Origin of the sequence: Roseibium sp. MMSF_3412 (assembly GCF_030733265.1) — a bacterium.
GTDB lineage: Bacteria > Pseudomonadota > Alphaproteobacteria > Rhizobiales > Stappiaceae > Roseibium.
Genome location: NZ_JASHJI010000006.1, coordinates 196,119 through 215,369 on the forward strand (window position 1 = coordinate 196,119; position 19,251 = coordinate 215,369).

20 protein-coding genes are annotated in these 19,251 nt (G+C 60.4%); 9 read left to right on the plus strand and 11 right to left on the minus strand.

The window, feature by feature from the left end; all coding sequences use genetic code 11:
- Window positions 1-25: 25 nt before the first annotated feature.
- The 3 genes from RBB49_RS13275 to pcaQ all read right to left on the minus strand — a co-directional run bounded on the left by RBB49_RS13275 (window position 26) and on the right by pcaQ (window position 2,289).
- Window positions 26-643 carry a ferric reductase-like transmembrane domain-containing protein gene (locus RBB49_RS13275; protein WP_306143290.1) on the minus strand — a complete coding sequence of 206 codons (618 nt, stop codon included), beginning with the start codon at window positions 641-643 and terminating at the stop codon, window positions 26-28.
- 22 nt (window positions 644-665) lie between these two features.
- Window positions 666-1,154 (minus strand): twin-arginine translocation pathway signal, encoded by a 489-nt coding sequence (locus RBB49_RS13280; protein WP_306143291.1) that lies wholly within the window; start codon window positions 1,152-1,154, stop codon window positions 666-668.
- Window positions 1,155-1,368: 214 nt separating this feature from the next.
- On the minus strand, window positions 1,369-2,289 hold the full coding sequence (gene pcaQ, locus RBB49_RS13285) for a pca operon transcription factor PcaQ (protein ID WP_306143292.1): 921 nt from the start codon (window positions 2,287-2,289) through the stop codon (window positions 1,369-1,371).
- Between the two features lie 92 nt (window positions 2,290-2,381).
- Between pcaQ and pobA the strand changes: the two genes are divergently transcribed.
- Genes pobA through RBB49_RS13320 form a run of 7 tightly spaced genes read left to right on the plus strand, consistent with a single transcriptional unit; the run spans window position 2,382 to window position 8,291 of the window.
- Window positions 2,382-3,551, plus strand: a complete 1,170-nt coding sequence (gene pobA / locus RBB49_RS13290; protein ID WP_306143293.1) for a 4-hydroxybenzoate 3-monooxygenase — start codon at window positions 2,382-2,384, stop codon at window positions 3,549-3,551.
- Window positions 3,551-4,351 (plus strand): 3-oxoadipate enol-lactonase, encoded by an 801-nt coding sequence (pcaD, locus tag RBB49_RS13295; RefSeq protein ID WP_306143294.1) that lies wholly within the window; start codon window positions 3,551-3,553, stop codon window positions 4,349-4,351. Before pobA ends, pcaD begins: the two co-directional genes overlap by 1 nt.
- Window positions 4,335-4,712 (plus strand): 4-carboxymuconolactone decarboxylase, encoded by a 378-nt coding sequence (gene pcaC, locus RBB49_RS13300; protein ID WP_306143295.1) that lies wholly within the window; start codon window positions 4,335-4,337, stop codon window positions 4,710-4,712. Before pcaD ends, pcaC begins: the two co-directional genes overlap by 17 nt.
- A 30-nt stretch (window positions 4,713-4,742) precedes the next feature.
- Window positions 4,743-5,471: a protocatechuate 3,4-dioxygenase subunit beta gene (gene pcaH, locus RBB49_RS13305; RefSeq protein WP_306143296.1), complete on the plus strand. Its 729-nt coding sequence runs from the start codon at window positions 4,743-4,745 to the stop codon at window positions 5,469-5,471.
- A 3-nt stretch (window positions 5,472-5,474) separates the two neighbouring features.
- The gene (gene pcaG, locus RBB49_RS13310) at window positions 5,475-6,095 is read left to right on the plus strand and encodes a protocatechuate 3,4-dioxygenase subunit alpha (protein ID WP_306143297.1); all 621 of its coding nucleotides are present in this window, start codon (window positions 5,475-5,477) and stop codon (window positions 6,093-6,095) included.
- Window positions 6,096-6,105: 10 nt separating this feature from the next.
- Window positions 6,106-6,945, plus strand: coding sequence for a 3-keto-5-aminohexanoate cleavage protein (locus RBB49_RS13315; protein ID WP_306143298.1), 840 nt, complete (start codon window positions 6,106-6,108; stop codon window positions 6,943-6,945).
- 32 nt (window positions 6,946-6,977) lie between these two features.
- Window positions 6,978-8,291: a lyase family protein gene (locus RBB49_RS13320; RefSeq protein ID WP_306143299.1), complete on the plus strand. Its 1,314-nt coding sequence runs from the start codon at window positions 6,978-6,980 to the stop codon at window positions 8,289-8,291.
- 5 nt (window positions 8,292-8,296) lie between these two features.
- On the opposite strand, the gene RBB49_RS13325 is transcribed toward RBB49_RS13320, so the two are convergent.
- The 8 genes from RBB49_RS13325 to RBB49_RS13360 all read right to left on the minus strand — a co-directional run bounded on the left by RBB49_RS13325 (window position 8,297) and on the right by RBB49_RS13360 (window position 17,526).
- Entirely contained in the window at window positions 8,297-9,652 is a 1,356-nt protein-coding gene (locus RBB49_RS13325; RefSeq protein ID WP_306143300.1) for a TRAP transporter large permease, read from the minus strand.
- A 7-nt stretch (window positions 9,653-9,659) separates the two neighbouring features.
- Window positions 9,660-10,169 carry a TRAP transporter small permease gene (locus tag RBB49_RS13330; protein WP_306143301.1) on the minus strand — a complete coding sequence of 170 codons (510 nt, stop codon included), beginning with the start codon at window positions 10,167-10,169 and terminating at the stop codon, window positions 9,660-9,662.
- Entirely contained in the window at window positions 10,169-11,203 is a 1,035-nt protein-coding gene (locus tag RBB49_RS13335) for a TRAP transporter substrate-binding protein (protein ID WP_306143302.1), read from the minus strand. Before RBB49_RS13335 ends, RBB49_RS13330 begins: the two co-directional genes overlap by 1 nt.
- Window positions 11,204-11,625: 422 nt before the next feature.
- A complete protein-coding gene (locus tag RBB49_RS13340; RefSeq protein ID WP_306143303.1) occupies window positions 11,626-12,870 on the minus strand; it encodes a Tm-1-like ATP-binding domain-containing protein in 1,245 nt (414 codons plus the stop codon).
- A gap of 89 nt (window positions 12,871-12,959) precedes the next feature.
- A complete protein-coding gene (locus RBB49_RS13345; protein WP_306143304.1) occupies window positions 12,960-14,447 on the minus strand; it encodes an aldehyde dehydrogenase in 1,488 nt (495 codons plus the stop codon).
- Window positions 14,448-14,452: 5 nt separating this feature from the next.
- Window positions 14,453-15,976, minus strand: a complete 1,524-nt coding sequence (locus tag RBB49_RS13350) for a tripartite tricarboxylate transporter permease (RefSeq protein WP_306143305.1) — start codon at window positions 15,974-15,976, stop codon at window positions 14,453-14,455.
- Window positions 15,977-15,983: 7 nt separating this feature from the next.
- A complete protein-coding gene (locus tag RBB49_RS13355; RefSeq protein ID WP_306143306.1) occupies window positions 15,984-16,523 on the minus strand; it encodes a tripartite tricarboxylate transporter TctB family protein in 540 nt (179 codons plus the stop codon).
- Window positions 16,524-16,590: 67 nt separating this feature from the next.
- Complete coding sequence (locus tag RBB49_RS13360) at window positions 16,591-17,526, minus strand: tripartite tricarboxylate transporter substrate binding protein (RefSeq protein ID WP_306143307.1); 936 nt, start codon at window positions 17,524-17,526, stop codon at window positions 16,591-16,593.
- 214 nt (window positions 17,527-17,740) lie between these two features.
- Here RBB49_RS13360 and RBB49_RS13365 point away from each other — a divergent pair, with 214 nt between their 5' ends.
- Both RBB49_RS13365 and RBB49_RS13370 read left to right on the plus strand, forming a co-directional pair.
- Entirely contained in the window at window positions 17,741-18,595 is an 855-nt protein-coding gene (locus RBB49_RS13365) for an IclR family transcriptional regulator (RefSeq protein ID WP_306143308.1), read from the plus strand.
- Window positions 18,585-19,247, plus strand: a complete 663-nt coding sequence (locus RBB49_RS13370; protein WP_306143309.1) for an HAD-IA family hydrolase — start codon at window positions 18,585-18,587, stop codon at window positions 19,245-19,247. The genes RBB49_RS13365 and RBB49_RS13370 overlap by 11 nt, the downstream gene beginning before the upstream one ends.
- Window positions 19,248-19,251: the final 4 nt, after the last annotated feature.

The window sequence follows — 19,251 nt, forward strand, 5'->3', positions numbered from 1 at the left end:
GCGCGGTGACACGAACAGCCTGCGCTCAGGCTTTTTCCTGTGTTCTTTTCAAACGGAGCGGCAAAAGCCTGAGGTCGGCAACAACCTTGAGGAATGCGATCACGGCGACACCGCACAGGACGACCTTGCTCGTGGTTTCCATGGTCCCCTCGATCAGCAGGGCGTGGATCACCGTGCCCGCAACAATCACGAGCGCAAATGCCGTGTGGGCAAGCCGCCATGTGCGCGGCCGCAACCTCAGTTTCCTGCGAAACAGCGCGAGCAACGCGCTCAGGAACACTGCCCACATCGCAAGCACCCCCCAAACGGAGAACGGTGTCGGCGAACGGAACAGCAGGGCGTCGATGACATCCGGCGGGCTGGTGACCCAAAGACCGGCGACATGGACAATCACAACGAGGACCAGAACGGTGCCCGTCCAACGGTGAAGGACGCGGCCGCGCATGGCAGAGAGCCCGGGCAGGTACCCGCCAGCCAGCAGCGGCTGGACCACAAGAAGAACCAGCGCGAGAATTCCGGCAAAACCGGCTGCTATGTAGACCGGCTGACGCCACTGGAGCAGCGGGCTTTGCGCCGCCGCCACAATCGGCACAAGCACAATAGCTGCCAGGGCAACCCAGATCAGGATCGCGCGCAACCGCATCGAAATTCGATATCCCCGGCGATCAGGCAGGCTGAAGCACGAAATGCGCTTCGAGGCTGGTGTCCTTTGCGCTCGGCATGACCGGCCTCAAAAAGACGGTCTCAAATTCGTCGCTGTCATAGGCCAGATGCGCATGCGGCTGTCCGAAAGCCGGAACGATCTGGGGCATTTCGAGACGGAAGACGCCGTTTTCGTCCGTCAGGGTCGCTCCGTGACTGCGCGCGTCGCGCTCATGCCCCTCGGTCGTGTGCGCCCAGATCTGGATGCGCTGACCGGCGAGCGGGACACCGTCACCGGCACGGCGCACGGTTCCGGACATCCAGAAGCCACCGCCACCAATCCGGTCGACAATGGGCGCGCCCGGCCGGTAGTTGTTGGACCCGCCGCGCATCGAGCGCGTCGGTGAGAGGCCCTGGGCGCGGGCGGGCACAATCAGGCCGGACATCCCGGTCACCGCAACAGCGCTCCCTGCGGCGAGCAGCTTCCGGCGGGTGAACAGGTCGTTGGTCATCTGCGGTCTCCTATCGGAAAGGGCGTGTGCCGCCCGGTCTTTCTCGGCGGCTCATTTCTGCCGAGATATAGGGCGATTGTGTCGATTTCCGAGACCGTGCGGCCAGGACCAGCTGCAAACAGGCTCACGGTTTCGTGAATGCGCTGCAAAAGCCCCCGCCACGACCCGGTTTTCCGACCCGGTCCTCGTGCCGGCAACCTGCACAGGCAAAGTTTCACGACGACAGAGACAGGTCCTTGATGACCGATTGAACCGCAAGCATGAGAATCTGCACTTCCGGCGATTGCGGTGCATTGGGCCGCGTCATCAACCCGACCGGCCCCTTCGTGATATCGCTGTCAAAAGGCAGGCGAACGAGCGAGCCGTCTTCGGTTTCTGTCTGGACCACGCCGGACGAGATGATCCAGACGGCATCTGTCTGGCGGGTATAAAGACGCCCGAATGCGCCCGAGACGCTCTCGATGCGGTGGGGAATTTCGCCCACCCCGTTCGCGATCATGAAGCGTTCGACCAGCGGGCGGATCGCAGCGCCTTCAGGCGGATAGATCACTGGCCAATCAACGATGCGCTTCACGTCGGGATTGGCGAGCAGCGGGTGACCCTTGCGCACGACCAGATCGACCCGCTCAGAGTAAAGCTGCGTGAAGGATACGCCTTCCATGGAGTCGGGGCGGCCCAGACGCCCGATCACGAGGTCCAGCTCACCGAGTTTCAGCCTCTCGATGAGAAAACCGTGGGGACCGTCCATGATCTTGACCAGAACGTTCGGTGCCAGGTCGGAGAATTCTCGGATAAGCGGCGGTATGAAACTCGCGGCAACGCTCGGCAACGCGCCCACCTTCAAGGTGGCACGCGCGTGTTCACCCTCCTTTTCCACGCCGTCCAGTCCCTGCTGCAGGCTCGCGAGCGAGATCTGGGCGAAATGCAGAAACACCTTGCCCTGCTTCGTAAGGGCAATACCCGCCCTGTTCCGCGTCATCAGGGATGCGCCGATGATTTCCTCAAGTTCCTTCAACGTCTTGGAAATCGCCGGTTGCGTGAGCGACAGCTTGTCGGCGGCCAGCTTCAGGCTGCGCTCATGTGCGATCTCCACAAAACACTGGATGTGACGGAACTTGATACGCCGGTCGATCATTTAGTTTCCAATTCCAGAAACAAAAAGGCTTGTTATCTCATTTTACTTCTCAATTTCGGACATTCAATATGGAGGCAACAGAGGAGGAATGCATGCGAACTCAGGTTGTCATTGTAGGCGGCGGACCCTCGGGTCTGCTGCTCGGACAGCTGCTCCACAAACACGGCATCGAGACGGTCATTCTCGAACGTAAGACGCGGGATTATGTCCTCGCGCGCATTCGGGCAGGCATCCTGGAAACCGGCCTTGTCAACATGATGCGCGAAGCCGGCGTGGCGGAGCGCATGGACCGCGAGTGTTTCGTGCACCACGGAACCTGCATTTCCTACGAAAACGAGATGTTCGACATCAACTTTCAGGAACTGATCGGACAGAACGTCATCGTGTATGGCCAGACGGAAGTCACGCACGACCTCTACGATGCGCGAGCCGCCGTCGGTGCGAAGACGATGTTCGAAGTTGAAAACGTCGAGATCCACGACGCGGACCGGGATGCGCCCTGCGTCACGTTTCATGCGGAAGGCAGCACTCAGCGGCTCGATTGCGACTTCGTCGCCGGTTGCGACGGCTTTCACGGGATCAGCCGCAAGACGATCCCGGAAACGGTGCGCAGGGAATATGAAAAGGTCTTCCCGTTCGGCTGGCTCGGCATCCTGTCCGAAACACCGCCGGTCCACGAGGAGCTGATTTACGCCAATTCGACCCGCGGATTTGCCCTGTGCTCGATGCGAAACGAGAACCTGTCGCGCTACTACGTGCAGTGCGACCTGTCCGACAAAGTCGGGAACTGGAGTGATGACGCCTTCTGGGACGAGTTGAAACGGCGTCTGCCGGACGCAATCGCTGAAAAGCTGGTCACCGGACCTTCCATTGAAAAATCGATCGCACCGTTGCGTTCCTTTGTTACCGAACCGATGCGCTGGGGCCGTCTGTTCCTGTGCGGCGATGCCGCCCATATCGTGCCGCCGACGGGTGCGAAGGGATTGAATACGGCAGCGTCGGACGTGCACTACCTTTACGAAGCCCTGGTTCAGCACTACCGGGACAATGACAGCGAAGGCATCGAGCGCTACTCGGAAAGAGCTCTCGCGCGGGTCTGGAAGGCGGAGCGCTTCAGTTGGTCAACGACCAATCTGCTACATCGCTTCCCGGATCAGACACCGTTTGACCTCAAGATGCAGAGGGCGGAAATCGAGTCTCTTCACTACAATGAAACCGCGCAGAGGTGGTTTGCGCAGAACTATGTGGGACTGCCCTACTGATGAGGATCGCACGGCTCAAATCTGTAGACCTGCACTGGCGGGAGGATGGTGATCCGGATGGAATTCCGGTCGTTTTTGCCAACTCGCTCGGCACGGATCTCCGCCTCTGGGACAAAGTGATCGCCCTGTTGCCCTCGTCTGGCGTTCGCCTGATCCGTTTCGACAAAAGAGGTCACGGTCTGTCCTCCTGCCCGAAACCGCCCTATTCGATGGAAGCACTTTGTGAAGATACTGAAGAGTTTCTGCAGGAGATCGGCGTAACCGGTTGTATTTTCGTCGGTCTTTCCATAGGCGGCTGTATCGGGCAACTCCTCGCCAGCCGCCGCCCCGGGCTGGTTAAGGGCCTCGTTCTTTCCAACAGCGCGGCCAAGATGGGAACCGCACAGATGTGGGAAGAGCGGATCGAGCGCATCCGGGCTGGCGGAATTGACTCGATGGCGGACGCAATTCTCGAACGCTGGTTCGGAGAAACGTTCCGCACCTCGGACGAAGCTGTCCTGTGGCGAAACATGCTGACCCGGACGCCCGCGGACGGTTACATCGGCTGCAGCGCCGCATTGGCGGCGAGCGACCTTACGGCCTCCACATCCGGCCTCGCTCTCCCGGTTCTCGGTATCGGCGGCGAACATGACCTCGCCAGCCCGTCCGGTGTCGTGAAGGCCACGACGGAACTCGTGCCGGGCAGCCGGTTCGTCGAGATTGCCACGGCAGGTCACCTGCCCTGCGTGGAGTGTCCCGAGATCTATGCGGGCCATCTCATGACTTTCCTGAAGGAGGATCTCCATGTCGGAACGGTATGAACGCGGCATGGACGTGCGCCGCGCTGTCCTCGGCGATGACCATGTCGACAAGGCGGAAAGCTGCAAGACGGATCTGGACCAGCCTTTCCAGACGCTGATTACCGAGGGGGCCTGGGGAACAGTGTGGTCGTCCGAAGGCATCAGCGCGCGTGAACGCTCCATGCTCACGCTTGCGCTGCTGGCCGCACTCGGTAACTTCGAGGAAATCCCGATGCACATCCGGGCGACGCAGCGCACGGGAGCAAGCAAGCAGGATGTTCTGGAGGCCTTTCAGCACGTGGCCATCTACGCCGGCGTGCCACGCGCCAACCAGGCCCTGAAACTTGCCAAACAGACATATGCCGAGATGGAAGCCGAATAAGGCTTTGGCGGCACCTTAGGAGAGGAACCGATGCTCAAACCGGGTGAATATCATCAGCGCGACCGCGACCGTCAGCCGCCTGCGCTGACGCCGGACTACAAGACGTCCGTTTCGCGTTCACCGCAATATGCCCTGATCAGCCTGGAGAACACGGTCTCGGAGATTACCGGCCCGGTATTCGGCCAGACCGACATCGACCCGCTCGATAAGGACCTTTTGCACAACTATGCCAAGCCCGGCGAAAGCGCGATCGGGGAACGCATCATCCTGCACGGCCGCGTGCTCGACGAGAATGCCAGACCGGTTCCCAATACGCTTATCGAAATCTGGCAGGCCAATGCCGGTGGTCGCTACCGGCACAGGAAGGACACTTACCTGGCTCCGATCGACCCGAATTTCGGCGGCTGTGGCCGGACACTGACCGACGAAGAGGGCTACTACCACTTCCGGACGGTGAAACCGGGGGCTTATCCCTGGCGGAACCGGGTGAACAATTGGAGGCCGGCGCATGTACACGTGTCGATTTTCGGCTCCGCTTTCTGTCAGCGGCTCATCACCCAGTGCTACTTCGAGGGCGATCCGCTAATACCGATCTGTCCGATCGTCAACACCATTCCCGACCCTGACGCGATCGCGCAGCTGACGGCGAAACTGGATCTCAACGCCACCATCCCGCTGGACACGATCGCCTACAGGTTCGACATCGTTCTGCGCGGACGCCGCTCGACCCTGTTCGAGAACCGGCTGGAAGGGAACTGAAACATGCCGCAGGAACTTTCCTATCTGAAGGAATCGGCCTCGCAAACGGCGGGGCCATACGTTCATATCGGCCTGGCCCCGGGCGCGGCCGGGTTCGATATCTATGAGCACGAACTCGGTTGGGACATTGCCGGGCCGAATGCCAAAGGCGAACGCATCCGCATCGAGGGTGCCGTGACCGACGGCATGGGATCACCGATCAAGGATGTGCTGCTGGAAGTCTGGCAGGCAAATGCGGACGGAAACTTCGCACATCCGGAAGGCGGCGGGCCGGTTGAAGACGGGTTCCGTGGCTGGGGGCGTGTCATTACCGATTTCGAGACCGGCGAATGGGGCTTCGACACAATCAAACCGGGCCCCTGCCCCGGCCGCAACGGAGGCGTCCAGGCGCCGCACCTGAGCCTTTGGCTGGTGTCCCGCGGCATCAATATCGGCCTGAACACGCGCATGTATTTCGACGACGAGACAGACGCAAACGCCAAGGACCCGGTGCTGAACCTCATCGAATGGGAACGCCGCCGGGCCACGCTGATTGCGAAAAGACGTGAACGGGACGGCAAAATCGTTTACCGGTTTGACATCAAACTCCAGGGAGAGGGCGAGACGGTCTTCTTCGACATCTGAGTTAAGAACAATGACAAAGCCCTGCATCATCTGTGTTGCCATCACCGGATCGGTGGCGAGAAAAGAAAACAATCCCGCCGTGCCGATCACGGTCGCCGAGCAGCTTGAAAGCACGCACGAGGCCTTCGAGGCCGGTGCCGCCATCGTTCACGCGCATGTGCGCAACGACGATCAGTCGCCGACCTCGGACCCGGAAAAGTTCGCCCGGCTGAAAGAAGGCCTGGAAAAGCACTGCCCCGGCATGATCATCCAGTTTTCGACCGGAGGCCGCTCAGGTGCGGGAGAAGCCCGTGGCGGCATGCTGCCTCTCAAACCGGACATGGCTTCGCTGTCGGTGGGGTCCAACAATTTTCCGACGCGCGTCTACGAGAACCCGCCGGATCTGGTTGACTGGCTAGCGAGCGAGATGCGGACCAACACGGTCAAACCCGAGATCGAGGCCTTCGACCTCAGCCATATCCACCAGGCGGCGGCCATGAACAAGGACGGCAGGATCCCCGGGCGGCTTTACGTGCAATTCGTGATGGGCGTGAAGAATGCCATGCCGGTCGACCGAGATGTCTTCGACTACTACATCAAGACTGTGGAACGTCTGGTTCCGGATGCGGACTGGTGCGCAGCGGGTATCGGGCGGAACCAGCTGACCGTCAATGAATGGAGCATTGCTGCCGGTGGACACACCCGGACCGGGCTTGAGGACAATGTCCGTTTCGACCGGGAAACACTCGCGCCGTCGAACGCCGCGCTGGTAAAACGGACAGCGGATCTTTGCGAAAAATACGAGCGCCCGGTCGCGACCTGGCAGCAGGCCCGCGAAATCCTGGACCTGCCGCCAAAGGCCGCGGCTTGACCTCGGGGTACGGACCCCGGTAGTTGAGAGCCATGCCCCTTTCCCTGTTTACCAGCCAAATCCATTCCGGGCTCTTTTCCGACGAGGACCTTGCACTCCTGTTTGGCGATGACGGCGACATCGCCCAGATGATCCGTTTCGAACAGGCTCTTGCCGTGGTTCAGGGGCGGCTTGGCCTCATTCCCTCTGACGCGGCCAAGGTGATCGACGACCGCCTTCGCAATGCCTCTCTTGATCCGGCCAGCTTGCGTGCTGGCACCATGGCTGCAGGCGTTCCAGTGCCCGCTCTCGTCACCGAATTGCGCGGGATCGCGGGCGAAGAAGCCGGGACCTGGCTGCACTGGGGCGCAACCAGTCAGGACGTCATGGACACGGCGCAGATGCTCCAGTTCAAGGCCGCACTCGATACATTGCAAGACCGGCTCGACCACCTTATCGACACCCTCGAAACCCAGAGCGACACCCACGCGGATCTGCTTCTGGCGGGGCGCACCCGCAGCCAGGTGTCAACGCCCGTGACATTGGGATACCGGATCGCGCAGTGGGCGCATCCGCTGATCGATGCCCGCAACGAAATGGCCGCACTCCGCCAGAATGCCCTCAAGGTCCAGTTCGGCGGCGCATCAGGCGTCAACAGCGCGATCGCGCCCGACGGAACCCGCGTCGCAGAGGCCCTGGCCTCGGAACTCGGGCTTTCGGATGCCCCCTCCTGGCACACAAACAGAACACCGATCCTGCTTCTGTCCGGCTGGCTGCAACGCATTTGCGCCGCGCTCTCCAAGCTGGCGAGCGACCTGATCATGATGGGCCGCTCGGATACCGGCGAACTTGCCAGCGGAACCGGTGGCGGGTCATCGACAATGCCGCAGAAATCGAACCCGGTTCAGGCAGAAACCATACAGGTGCTCACGCAAATCGCACATCATGCGCACAGCGCTCTTAGCGCCGCTGCCGATCCTCTGGAGGAGCGTGACGGCACGAAATGGCCTCTTGAATGGATGATGCTGCCACAGATGTTTCTGGCGACGGGCTCAGCGCTCAATCATGCGCAAGCACTCTGTGAAAGCCTGAGGCCAGACGAGGCGCAGTTGCGTGCGACACTCGCCGCCAACCCCGAAATCATGGCCGAGACGGCGAGCTTTGCGCTCGCCAAGGCAGGCGTTTCGCGGAACGAGGCGAAGAACCTGGTCGCACAGGCGGCAGCCGCCGATGGCCCCTTCCCTGCCGAACTGGCCAGGCTGTGTTCCGTCCAGATCGACTGGAGCGCGGTGCTTGATCCGGCCGCTGCCATTGCACCCTGCAGGGAAATGTCTCGCAGGATCTTTGCGAAACGTTCAGACGGCTAACGCGGTTATCTCAGGACCTGCGGCAGCCACAGGGTGATCGCAGGAAAACTGACCAGCAGGATAACCCGGACAACTTCTGCTCCGAAGAACGGCACGACGCCCTTGAAGGTCTCGATCATCGGCGTATCCCTCGCGAGCGAGGAAATCACGAAAACATTCATGCCGACCGGCGGCGTGATCAGGCCAAGTTCCACCACGATAAGGGCAAGGATACCGAACCAGATCTTCAGATCCTCTGTGCTCATGCCGAAGCCGGCACCGTCCGCTCCCTGATAGATGCCTCCGTTGATCTCGACCAGGACCGGCCAGAAGAACGGGATCACCAGAAGGATCATCGAGAGGCTGTCCATCAGGCAGCCGAGAACGATCAGGGCAACGAGCAGAATGATCAGGACCGTCATCGGTTCCAGCCCGGAACCGGCGATCCAGGCCGCCGTTTCCTGTGGAAGTCCAACGCGGGACATGAAGATCTTCAAGAGTTCCGCGCCGAGGATGATCAGGTAGATCATGCCCGAGGTTCCGGCCGTTTCCTTGAGTGCTGCAACAAAGTCCGGCCGGGACAGCTTTCGCTGCACGAGACCGAAGAAAAGAACGAGAAACACGCCGACCGCCGCCGCCGGAGTCGGATTGAAGAAACCGAAATAGATGCCGCCGATCACCAGCCCGAAAATCACCAGAACCGGGATCATGCCCACGGTTGCCTCGACAAACTCGGTGCTGCTGGCAACACCGCCCTTCGGGCCCGACGCCGGTTTGATGGCGACATAGACCGCGATTGTGAGCAAGAACAGAACAACGGCCAGAATGCCCGGCAGGAAGGCCGCCATGAACATGGTGACGATATTCGCCTCGACGATCACCGCGTAGATGATCAGAACCACGGACGGAGGAATGAGAATGCCGAGAACACCGCCGGCCGCCAGCGTTCCTGTCGCGAGCGCGCCGGAATAGTTGTAGCGGCGGAGTTCAGGCAGCGCGACCTTGCCCATGGTGGAGGCAGTTGCGAGCGAAGACCCGCAGACGGCCCCGAAACCGGCACATCCGGCAATCGCGGCCATCGCCGTGCCGCCGCGCATCCAGCCGAGCCAGGCATTCGCTCCCCTGAAAAGAGCCTGGCTCAGACCGATCTTCGAGGCGATCGCTCCCATCAGGACGAACATCGGCACAACCGACAGGTCGTAAATGGAGAACTGACCGTAGGCCAGGGTCTTGAGCTGACTGAGGACAAGAGCCGGACCGTTCAGCATCATTGTGCCGACGCCGCCAACCAGGATCATCGCGTAGGCGATCGGAATCCGGATCGCAATCAGGAAGACGAGTACGGCCAGCGCACCGAGGCCGAGGACAAGTGCGTCCGTCATGCTGTGATTATCCTTTCGCCAGAGCGCTGGCGTCGCGCAGCAACGTCACGATGGCCGCCACGGCCAACAACGTGAGGGAGACGAGGATTGGAATGAAAGCGATCCAGTGCGGGATCTGCAAAATGGTCGTCGTGTAGTCGTATTCCTTCTGGTCGAGCATGCCGAAATACATGCGCCAGATCAGCAGGCTTGCAAAGCCGAGCGCGACAAGTGATCCGAGCAGAGTGAAGAACGCGATTGTTCTTTTCGATGCCCCCGAGGTGAAGATATCCGCGGACACGTTTGCCCCGACGAGCTGGCAATAGGGCAAGAAAGCGAAGACCGCAACCGCCACCCCCATCTCGGTGAGTTCAAAGTCTCCGGGAAACGGCTTGCCGAAAACCGATCCGATAATCGAGACCATGTTCACGCCAACCACGGCCAGGAGCAGCAAACCACCCAGTAAGGCCCATGCCGTGATCAACCGGCTGGCAGCCCCGACAAGTCCGGAGCTGCCCTGTTGTGTGTCATCCGTCATCAGTTGGACGCGTTGTTGGCGACAGCCGCCCTGGCCTTTTCAACCAGCGCAGAACCATCGATTCCCTTCTCGCCGACTTCCGCCACCCAGCGGTCCACGACCGGCGCCAGAACCTCGTTGAAGGCAGCGGTTTCTTCCGGCGACAGGGTAATGTGCGTGTTGCCGGCCTTGGTTGCGAGCCCGATGCCGAAATCGTCAGCTCCGGCCCAGATGTCGCCGACTTCCTTGGCCCAGACCTCGTCGGAGGCATCGCGGAAGGCCTGTTTCACATCATCGGGCAGCGCGTCCCAGCGGGCCTTGTTCATGGATACCTGGAACACCGTCGTGCCGAAGCGCTCCTTGTCCGCACCCTCGATCTGATATTCCGTCTGCTCCTGAATCTTGAGCGGCGGAATGATCTCCCACGGGATCATCGCCCCGTCGATGACGCCTTTCTGAAGGGCTGTAGGCAATTCGGGCACCGGCATGGCGACCGGCGACGCGCCCAGCGCCTCGATCACCCAGGCCCCGGTGCGGGTCGGAATGCGGATTTTCTTGCCTTCCAGGTCCGACGGTTTGCGGACCTCGCTGTCGGTCATGTGAATGCCCTGGCCGGCATGGACATGCAGGAACATGACCTCAACACCCTTGTAGTCGTCCTTCAGATCACTTTCGAAGAGTTCCTTCAAGGCAAGGTTCGTCGCGGCCGTGTCGTTCTTGTGAACGCCAGGCAATTCGAACACTTCCGAGCGCGGAAACAAACCGGGCGTATAGCCGTTCACCGTCCAGACAAGATCAACGACCCCGTCACGGACCTGGTTGATCAGTTCAGGCGGACGTCCGCCAAGCGTCATGGCCGGGTAGATCTCGATCGAGACCTTGCCGCCGGAGTTCTCCTCCACACGCTTCGCCCATGGCACCAGCATCTGCGCGTGTGCGGGTGCCTTTTCGCCGATGAAGTGATGCAGCTTGAATTCGTGGTCCGCTGCCGCACCGGGCGTCGCGCCAAGTGCCAGCAGAGCGGCCCCCAGAACCAGGTTCTTCAGATGTCTCATGTTTCCTCCTCCATGCGGGACCCGCTTAAGGATCCGAAATCTCATTCCAGCGTGTTTCGTGCGGCAGACCCTCGCTTGACTCTGCCCCATCGTGCAACCGGACATCTTGTCCTTTTGTTCCGGTCCGCGCTTCCCATTCGCGGGTGTCACGTTTCCATTTGTGTGACGTATCAACCAGACGGGAAGCATCACGGTCGCCCCCGACCGCGTTCGCATTTCAGAGCATTCTCACTAATTGATTTCGGAATGTAAATTAAGATCTAAGCCCATATAGTTTCCGTTTTTGGAAACAAATGAGGGCAGTGAACTGATGACGCCTTGACTTGTTCAAACGATCGTTTGAGACGGCCACCGGCCTCTCCGATGACCATCTCAAAGATCGATCTTTCGGGACAAGACACCAGTCAGGACATGCGCCAGTGTCAGCTTGCGTTCGCGCCCCGGTCGACGACATCGTTTTCCAGCCACTTGTCGAAAATTTCGAGTGCTGTTTCGTTGAATGCGTCATCGTTGATGTGTGCATCGATCTCGACAACCCGAACCCGCTCCGGCAAGACGGTACGCGCTTCCTCGATGAAGGCTCCCAGCCCCTCAGGATCGTGGGCTTCCTGGCCGGGACGGTCCCATTCCTCGATACCGCCAAGTGGCAGAATAAACTGCGTTTCTCCGCTGGCATTGCCGAGCCGCTCAGCCAATTCATGAACCCAGCGGCGGCGCTCATCGGCATTGAAGACAGAACTCTTGATCAGCCGGTTGTGTTCGTGAAAAGGCCGATCCGAATAGTCCGGCGGGATCTCCTGCCAGCCGGCAAAGTCGACAAGATCGAGCGCGCCGGGCGCAACGATCTGGGGCGTGCCGCTCCGCCCCGCATTTGTCAGCCGGTCCGAGCCGCTGCTGACAAGCGACCCGGCCAGGAGATTGCCGAATTCCTGCAGGCAAAAATCCATCACGCAGCAGAAAGCACCTTCCTTCGCAAGCTTTTCGAACGCCATGCCACCCATGCCGGTTGAGTGAAACACCGCGACCTCAAAGCCTCTCTGCTCGAGCGCAGGTTTCAGCGTCTTCATGTATTTCAAACAGCTTGAGCCGAGTGAGGTCATGCCGACAAGCGGCCTGGAATTGTCCGGTGGCTGCGCTGCCTTCGCGGCTCCAAGAACAGCCCCTGCTGCCTGGGCGAGCGACGACTTGCAGATCGAGTTCAGACCGTAAAGCCCACCGGCCCAGAGGATCATCTGAATGTCGGGCGCGAGCCGATCCGGCGGGATCAGCGGCGAAAAGCTGACGGTTGAGACAATGAACTTTGGCACGCCCAGCGGCAGTGCCTGCGCGCAATCCAGGGCAAGGTCGGTTCCCATTGTTCCGCCGAGTGCGATCATGCCGTCGATCCGGCCCTCCCGCCAGGCCTGCGCAACAAGATCGGCAGCACCCTGAGACATGACGCGGAACGCCTTGTTCTCGTCACCCTGCGCAATCACCTGTTCGATCGTCATGCCACCGGCACGCGCGACGTCGTGCTTGGAAATATCCGTCGGTTTTTCAGGATCTCCCAGAACACTCACATCCATCGTGAGAACCCTGCCGCCCTGCTCCTCGATACAGGATTGAATGAACTCAAGCTCCGCATTCTTGGTATCGTAGGTGCCGATCGACAGGATGGTTTTGGTCATGCTGACACCTCCATTTGGGGACATGATGTGTGGGGAAGAAGATGCAGGCCGCTGCTGCGGTAAGCTTCCAGCCATGGTCTCAACATCCCTCACAGCTGGATCCAGGCCGTCTTGAGGTCGTGATACTTGTCGAGCGCGTGCAGCGACTTGTCGTGACCATTGCCGGATTGCTTGACGCCACCGAGCGGCACGGTCAGGTCCGCGCCGCCATAGGTGTTGACATGGACGACGCCGGCGCGAATGGCCGAGATCATGCGGTGGGCGCGGCCAAGGTTCTGCGTCCATAAGCCGGCAGCCAGACCGAACTCTGTCCCGTTGGCGAGCCGGATGGCGTCCTCTTCATCCCTGAAAGGTGTGACTGCGAGAACCGGGCCGAAGACTTCTTTCGTGGCAAGCGTATCTGTCGGCCTGACGCTGGTCATCACGGTCGGCTGCATGTAATAGCCGCCGGTTTCCTGCAGGATCCTGGCCCCGCCCGTGCGCCGGTCAGCGCCCTCTTCTTCCGCCGTTGCGACAAACCGAAGATCCGCTTCCAGCTGCGGCAGGCTGTGTACGGCCCCAATCTGTGACGACAGATCGAGCGGATCGCCGACACGGAAAGCCTCGGCATGTTTGCAAATCTCGCTCACAAAGTCGTCGTGAATGTCTTCCTGCACAAGCAGCCTGGAACCGGCGACACACACCTGACCTGAATTGCGGAAGATCCCGGCGGCGGACACTTTTGCCGCCTCTGCAAGGTCCGGCGCGTCATTGAAGACGATGTTCGGGGATTTTCCTCCCAGTTCCAGATAGCAACGTTTCAGGTTGGACTGTGCCGAGTAGGTCAAAAGGCGGCGTCCCGTTGCCCCGGACCCGGTAAACGCCAGCACATCGACCTCCATCGACAGTGCGAGTGCTTCGCCTGCCGCAACACCAGTGCCGGTTACCACATTAAAGATACCCTCAGGAACACCCGCTTCGAGCGCCAGTTCCGCAATCCTGAGCAACGAGAGCGACGCGGTTTCGGCCGGTTTCAGCACCACTGCGTTTCCGGCTGCAAGCGCCGGGGCGATTTTCCAGGCCCCGATCATCAGCGGGAAATTCCAGGGAACGATGGCCCCGACCACGCCCACCGGCGCGCGATGCACAAGTCCGAGAACGTTACTCCCAGTCGGCGCAATCTCGCCATAGACCTTGTCGACGAGTTCGGCGTAGTAGCGGAACGTTGCGGCCGCGGACAGCGCCTCGGCCTTGTAGGCCATGTTGATCTCCGTGCCGTTGTCCCGGACACCGAGCACGGTCAGTGCGAGCGCGTCCCTCTCGATCAGACCGGCAAGCTTATGAAGGACTTTCTTGCGGTGCACCGGCGCCGTCTTCGACCAGCGCCCGTCCTCGAAAGCGGCCCGGGCGGAGCTGATGGCGCGCTCCATGTCGGCAGCCGAACCTGCGGCAATGCTACATAGGCGCCTGCCGTCAATCGGCGAAACGACATCCAGCGTCTCACCGGTCTGAGCGGCTTCCGTGCGGCCGTCAATCACGTGACCCTGATCGGGGATAGCCGCACTCCGCAGGGTGTCGATGGCGCTCTGATCCAGCATTGAACCTATCCTTGCTGCGTGGATGCTTCTGAATTCTTTGACGTTTCCTGTTCGCGCCGCGACTTGTGTTCCCTGATCACTGTCCTGACGTGCAGGATCAGGATGAGCAGGATCACCGCAAACAGGATGGCGGCGATCGGCCGGTCGACGAAATCGAGCGGAGACTTAACGCGTGCCATGGCGCTGCGCAGTTTCACCTCCATGATGCTGCCGAGCACCATGCCGAGGATGATCGGCACGATCGGCAGATTGAGCCGTTTCAGGATGAGGCCGAAGATGCCGAAGGCAGAGGCTACCGCGCAGTCGGTGATGGAGTTGCGAAGCGAATACACACCGACAAAGGACAGCGTCAGGATCATCACGCCCAGGAAACGGGTCGGGATCTGGATGATCTTCAGGAGCAGGTTCGTCGATGACAGCAGGAATGCCAGCACGATCACGTTGAGGAGGATCAGGGCGATGTAGATCGCGATCACGAAGTCGAGTTGTCCCTGAAACAGCTGGGGTCCCGGAATGACATTGTGGACGTAGAAGACCGACAGCATCATCGCGGTCAGGGCTTCGCCCGGAATACCAAGCGCCAGCAGCGGAATCATGGCCGCGCCCGGCACGGCATTGTTGGCAGCCTCGGAGGCAACCAGCCCTTCGGGCGACCCGTTGCCGAAATCATCCGGTTTCTTCGATGTCTTCTGCGCGTAGGTATAGGACAGGAACTGTGCCGTGAATTCGCCGACGCCGGGGATCATGCCCATGAGCACCCCAAGACTGGACGAGACGGACGCGATCCGCTTGAAACGGAGCAGTTCGCTGAGCCCGGAAAAGAGGTTGCCATCGACATGGGCCTTGCCGGGCTTGTGATCCTTGTCGACCAGGAGCAGCAGCGCCTGGGAAATCGCAAACAGACCAAGCACGACGACGATCAGGTTGATGCCGGAGGTCAGCCAGGTCATGTCGAAGGTGAAGCGCTTGGTGTATTTCACCGGCTCCAGCCCGATGGTGCTCAGGAAAATGCCGAAGGAGGCGAGCATCCCGGCGGCAAAGACCTGACCGCGATGGGCCAGCACCACAAGGATGATCCCGAGAAGGGCTGCCAGGAAAATCTCGCGGCTGCCGAAATGCGGCGCGATCATCGCCAGAAGCGGCGACAGCAGGATCAGGCAGACAACCGAAAAGATTCCGCCGAAGAAGGAAGCGGAATAGGCGAGCGAGAGCGCGCGGTGCCCTTCCCCGCGCTTGGTCATCGGGTAACCGTCATAGGTCGTCAACGCATTGACGGCGGTGCCGGGCGTGTTGATCAGGATCGCCGGAATGGCCCCGCCATACATGGACGATCCGTAGACGCCGAGCATCAGCGTCAGTCCGACGATCGGCTCAAAGGCGAAAGTCGCCGGCAGAAGAATGGCGATGGCAACCGCCGCACCGACGCCGGGAAGCGCACCGATGATGACCCCTCCGATCGAACCCAGAAGCAGGGCGACCAGAACCTGCCACTGAGACAGGATGGCGAGGCTTGAAAGGAACGTTTCCATCGTCACCTCACAGGTAGGTCAGCGCGAAGGCTTTGAGTGGATCGGGAAAAGCCTCGTAGAGCTGTCCGGCGGGAATCTTGACCTGCAGAAACGCCCGGAAAATCACGGCGACGCAGATGGCAAACACGCTTGACGCCAGCAGAAAGCGGGGCGTTGCCAGTCCGACCCGCACGGTCAGAAAGCAGGTGAACAGGACCGTCGACGGCAGATAGCCGAGCAAGGGCACGATCGCGACATACAGAAGAAAATAGAGAACGAACTCCAGCGACCGCAGCCAGAAGACGACCTCCATCCATCGCCCCAGGATGCGCGGCGAACACAACGAGCCGACAAAGTGGAGCAGCGCAAAGAAGGTCATGAAAATCAGTGATACGGCCGGCCAGAAACGCGGCTGCGCGAACCACTTCGTGCGCTTGACCCAGGACGTCTCGCCATAGACCTGCGACAGCAGAAAGATGGAAAACGCCAGAAACAGGAGTGCAAAGACAATGTCCCCGGGACGCCTGTGCCGCCGGAACAGTTCCTGAAGTGTCTTGATATGCGCCATCGACCCCAACCCTTGCCTTGCAATTGCCGGGCGGCGGCAACATGCGCCGCCCGGACGGAGGAGTGGCTTATTCGCCGAGCAGTTCGGCGATCTTGCCGTTGACCTCTTTGTCGGAGGCAATCTGGGCGTTGGACGCGTCCGCGTCCTGCCAGTAGATCAGCACGCCGGTCTCACCGATCAGCTTCTGGGCTTCCGGCTTCTCAAGCGCTGCCTTGGCCGCAGTTTCGATTTTTGCACGTGCGTCGGCCGGTACGTCCTTGTGCACGAACAGACCGTTCCAGAGCGCGACATCAAGATCCGGGTTGAGTTCGGAGACCCTTGGCACATCCGGAATGATCGAGATCCTTTCCGTGCCGATGCTTGCCAGGATCTTCAGATCATCCTTGCACGGCAGGACCTGCTGCAAGGTGGTGTTGATCACGTCGACATCGCCGGAAGCCAGCGTGTTGCAGTTCAGCTCATCGAAGGCCGCGTCGCTGCCGAAGTCAAAGTCCGAGGAAGCGGCAAGCGCCAGGGTAATGCGCGAAGGCGGCAGGACCGAACCGAAATGACCCAGAGCGACATCGTTTTCCTTGGCGTAGGCGACCAGCTCTTCCCAGGTGGAATAAGGCGCGTCGCTGCCTGCAGCAATGACGAAGGGGTAGGTCATGAAAATGCCGACCGGCTCAAACGGGTTGGGCGTCAGTTCCGGAATTCCGATCAGCTCACCGGCAATCGGAACGGCAGGAACAAAGGAGCCGATGGTGTAGCCATCTGCCGGTGCCGTCGCGACCTCGACTGCGCCCGGGAACGGGCCACCGCCGCCGCCCGGCTTGTTCACGACCGCTGCCGGAACGCCGTACATTTCCTGAAACTCGTCTGCGATCAGCCGGGTCAGGACGTCCTCCAGATCACCTGGAGGCCACGGAACAATGAAAGAAACGGGCTTTTCCGGATAGTCGGCCAAAGCAACGGTGACGCTCATCAGGCTTGCCGCAGTCAGGGCAATTGCATGCTTTCTCATTTGCTGGTCCCTCATCTGGTTTTTTCCGCCGGTCTTGCCGACCGGTCTCGATGATTTTTTATTTGCTTTGTTAAAAGTTGTCATATTAAATAAATATATGTCAACCTCTAATCACACGGCAACAGGGATATTCTCGCTCCGACCATTGGTTCAAATAATGAACCTCTGGTCGCAAAATAATTATTGTTTCATTTGTAACTATCTGTCAAGATAAATGCATCACCTCACCGTCGGCGACGCTGAAATGCTTGCCAAACAGGACAGGAAGCAGGCCGGAAAACCGATGGGCACCATCACCAAAGCACTCAACCTTCTGAACCACTTCTGCCCGGGCCGGGCGGAGATCGGGCTGACCGAGTTCAGGACCCTGAGCGGACAGGACAAGGCAACCGTCCACCGGCATCTGATCGAGCTGGCGGCCAACGGTTTCCTGGAGCAGAACCCGGTCACGCGCGGCTACAGGCTGGGCCCGGCAATCCTCCGGCTGGCTGCCGTGCGCGAACGGCTTTTCCCCGCACGGACCATCGTCGCTCCCATCGTGGAAAGACTGGCATCGGAGCTCGGTGAACTGGTGCATGTCTCACTGAGAGAAGGGCTGCATCTCTCACCGCTCATCCACCACGATGCCCTGATCCACGGCACAAGGGTTTATTTCGACGAGGCAGAGCTGCTCCCGCTTCACGCAACCGCGTCCGGTCATGCCATGCTGGCCTTCGGCCCGGAGCACCTGCTGCCCGACGTGCTGAAAGATGATCTGCCGGCAAACACCGCTTACACGATCACAGACCCTGCGCGGCTCAGCGAGATTGTTGATGACGTGCGCGGTCGCGGCATCGCGTTTGTCGACCAGGGCTTTGAGACGGACGTGTCCTCCTTCGCGGCACCGCTGTTTGGAGATCAGCAGGAGGCAATTGGAACGATCGCGGTCGCGGTGCCGACCCTCCGGATGACGGACGACATGAAACGCAGGATAAGGGACGCATTGCCCGAAACCGCAGCGGAGGTGACCGACAAGCTCGGCGGATTGGTTCCGGCGCACTTGAAGAGGATCTGGACCGATGCTGCCTGAAGCCGAAGCCCTCGTTCTCGATTTCGGCGGCGTTGTGACGCGGACGCTGTTCGAGACCCATGATCTGACCGAAAAGGCACTTGGGTTGCCGGGCGGAACGCTCACCTGGAAAGGGCCTTTCGATCCCCAGACCGATCCGCTCTGGCAATCGATGCAGGCGGACGACATTTCCGAGCGTGACTACTGGAGCAAACGTACCGAAGACGTGGCAAGGCTGACGGGACGGCCCTGGACCGAAATGTCGGATTTCGTCAAGGCGGCCCGAGGAGCAGAGCCGGAGGCCGTCATGCGCCCGGAAGCTCTGGCGGCAATAGACTGTGCCCGGAAAGCCGGCAAGAAACTCGCTATCCTGTCCAATGAACTTGACCTGTTCTATGGCGCGGACTTCCGAGAAAAACTGCCCTTTCTGAAAGACTTCGACGTGATCGTGGATGCCACCTACACCAAGATCCTGAAGCCCGATCCGCGCGCTTACGCGCTCTGCCTGAAGGAACTGGACCTGCCTGCACCCGCCTGTGTCTTCGTCGACGATCAGTTGCGCAACATCGCCGGAGCCGATGCCGCCGGTATGCAGACCGTGCATTTCGACGTGCTTGATCCCGCCGCCTCTTTCGCAGACGCCCTGCGCCTGCTCGCCCTGTCATCCAGCTAAAGGA

Bases quoted from the DNA above. Each gene is read 5' to 3' on its own strand.
- RBB49_RS13275 (WP_306143290.1), bottom strand. From the start codon at position 643: ATGCGGTTGCGCGCGATCCTGATCTGGGTTGCCCTGGCAGCTATTGTG.
- RBB49_RS13280 (WP_306143291.1), bottom strand. From the start codon at position 1,154: ATGACCAACGACCTGTTCACCCGCCGGAAGCTGCTCGCCGCAGGGAGC.
- pcaQ (WP_306143292.1), bottom strand. From the start codon at position 2,289: ATGATCGACCGGCGTATCAAGTTCCGTCACATCCAGTGTTTTGTGGAG.
- pobA (WP_306143293.1), top strand. From the start codon at position 2,382: ATGCGAACTCAGGTTGTCATTGTAGGCGGCGGACCCTCGGGTCTGCTG.
- pcaD (WP_306143294.1), top strand. From the start codon at position 3,551: ATGAGGATCGCACGGCTCAAATCTGTAGACCTGCACTGGCGGGAGGAT.
- pcaC (WP_306143295.1), top strand. From the start codon at position 4,335: ATGTCGGAACGGTATGAACGCGGCATGGACGTGCGCCGCGCTGTCCTC.
- pcaH (WP_306143296.1), top strand. From the start codon at position 4,743: ATGCTCAAACCGGGTGAATATCATCAGCGCGACCGCGACCGTCAGCCG.
- pcaG (WP_306143297.1), top strand. From the start codon at position 5,475: ATGCCGCAGGAACTTTCCTATCTGAAGGAATCGGCCTCGCAAACGGCG.
- RBB49_RS13315 (WP_306143298.1), top strand. From the start codon at position 6,106: ATGACAAAGCCCTGCATCATCTGTGTTGCCATCACCGGATCGGTGGCG.
- RBB49_RS13320 (WP_306143299.1), top strand. From the start codon at position 6,978: ATGCCCCTTTCCCTGTTTACCAGCCAAATCCATTCCGGGCTCTTTTCC.
- RBB49_RS13325 (WP_306143300.1), bottom strand. From the start codon at position 9,652: ATGACGGACGCACTTGTCCTCGGCCTCGGTGCGCTGGCCGTACTCGTC.
- RBB49_RS13330 (WP_306143301.1), bottom strand. From the start codon at position 10,169: ATGACGGATGACACACAACAGGGCAGCTCCGGACTTGTCGGGGCTGCC.
- RBB49_RS13335 (WP_306143302.1), bottom strand. From the start codon at position 11,203: ATGAGACATCTGAAGAACCTGGTTCTGGGGGCCGCTCTGCTGGCACTT.
- RBB49_RS13340 (WP_306143303.1), bottom strand. From the start codon at position 12,870: ATGACCAAAACCATCCTGTCGATCGGCACCTACGATACCAAGAATGCG.
- RBB49_RS13345 (WP_306143304.1), bottom strand. From the start codon at position 14,447: ATGCTGGATCAGAGCGCCATCGACACCCTGCGGAGTGCGGCTATCCCC.
- RBB49_RS13350 (WP_306143305.1), bottom strand. From the start codon at position 15,976: ATGGAAACGTTCCTTTCAAGCCTCGCCATCCTGTCTCAGTGGCAGGTT.
- RBB49_RS13355 (WP_306143306.1), bottom strand. From the start codon at position 16,523: ATGGCGCATATCAAGACACTTCAGGAACTGTTCCGGCGGCACAGGCGT.
- RBB49_RS13360 (WP_306143307.1), bottom strand. From the start codon at position 17,526: ATGAGAAAGCATGCAATTGCCCTGACTGCGGCAAGCCTGATGAGCGTC.
- RBB49_RS13365 (WP_306143308.1), top strand. From the start codon at position 17,741: ATGCATCACCTCACCGTCGGCGACGCTGAAATGCTTGCCAAACAGGAC.
- RBB49_RS13370 (WP_306143309.1), top strand. From the start codon at position 18,585: ATGCTGCCTGAAGCCGAAGCCCTCGTTCTCGATTTCGGCGGCGTTGTG.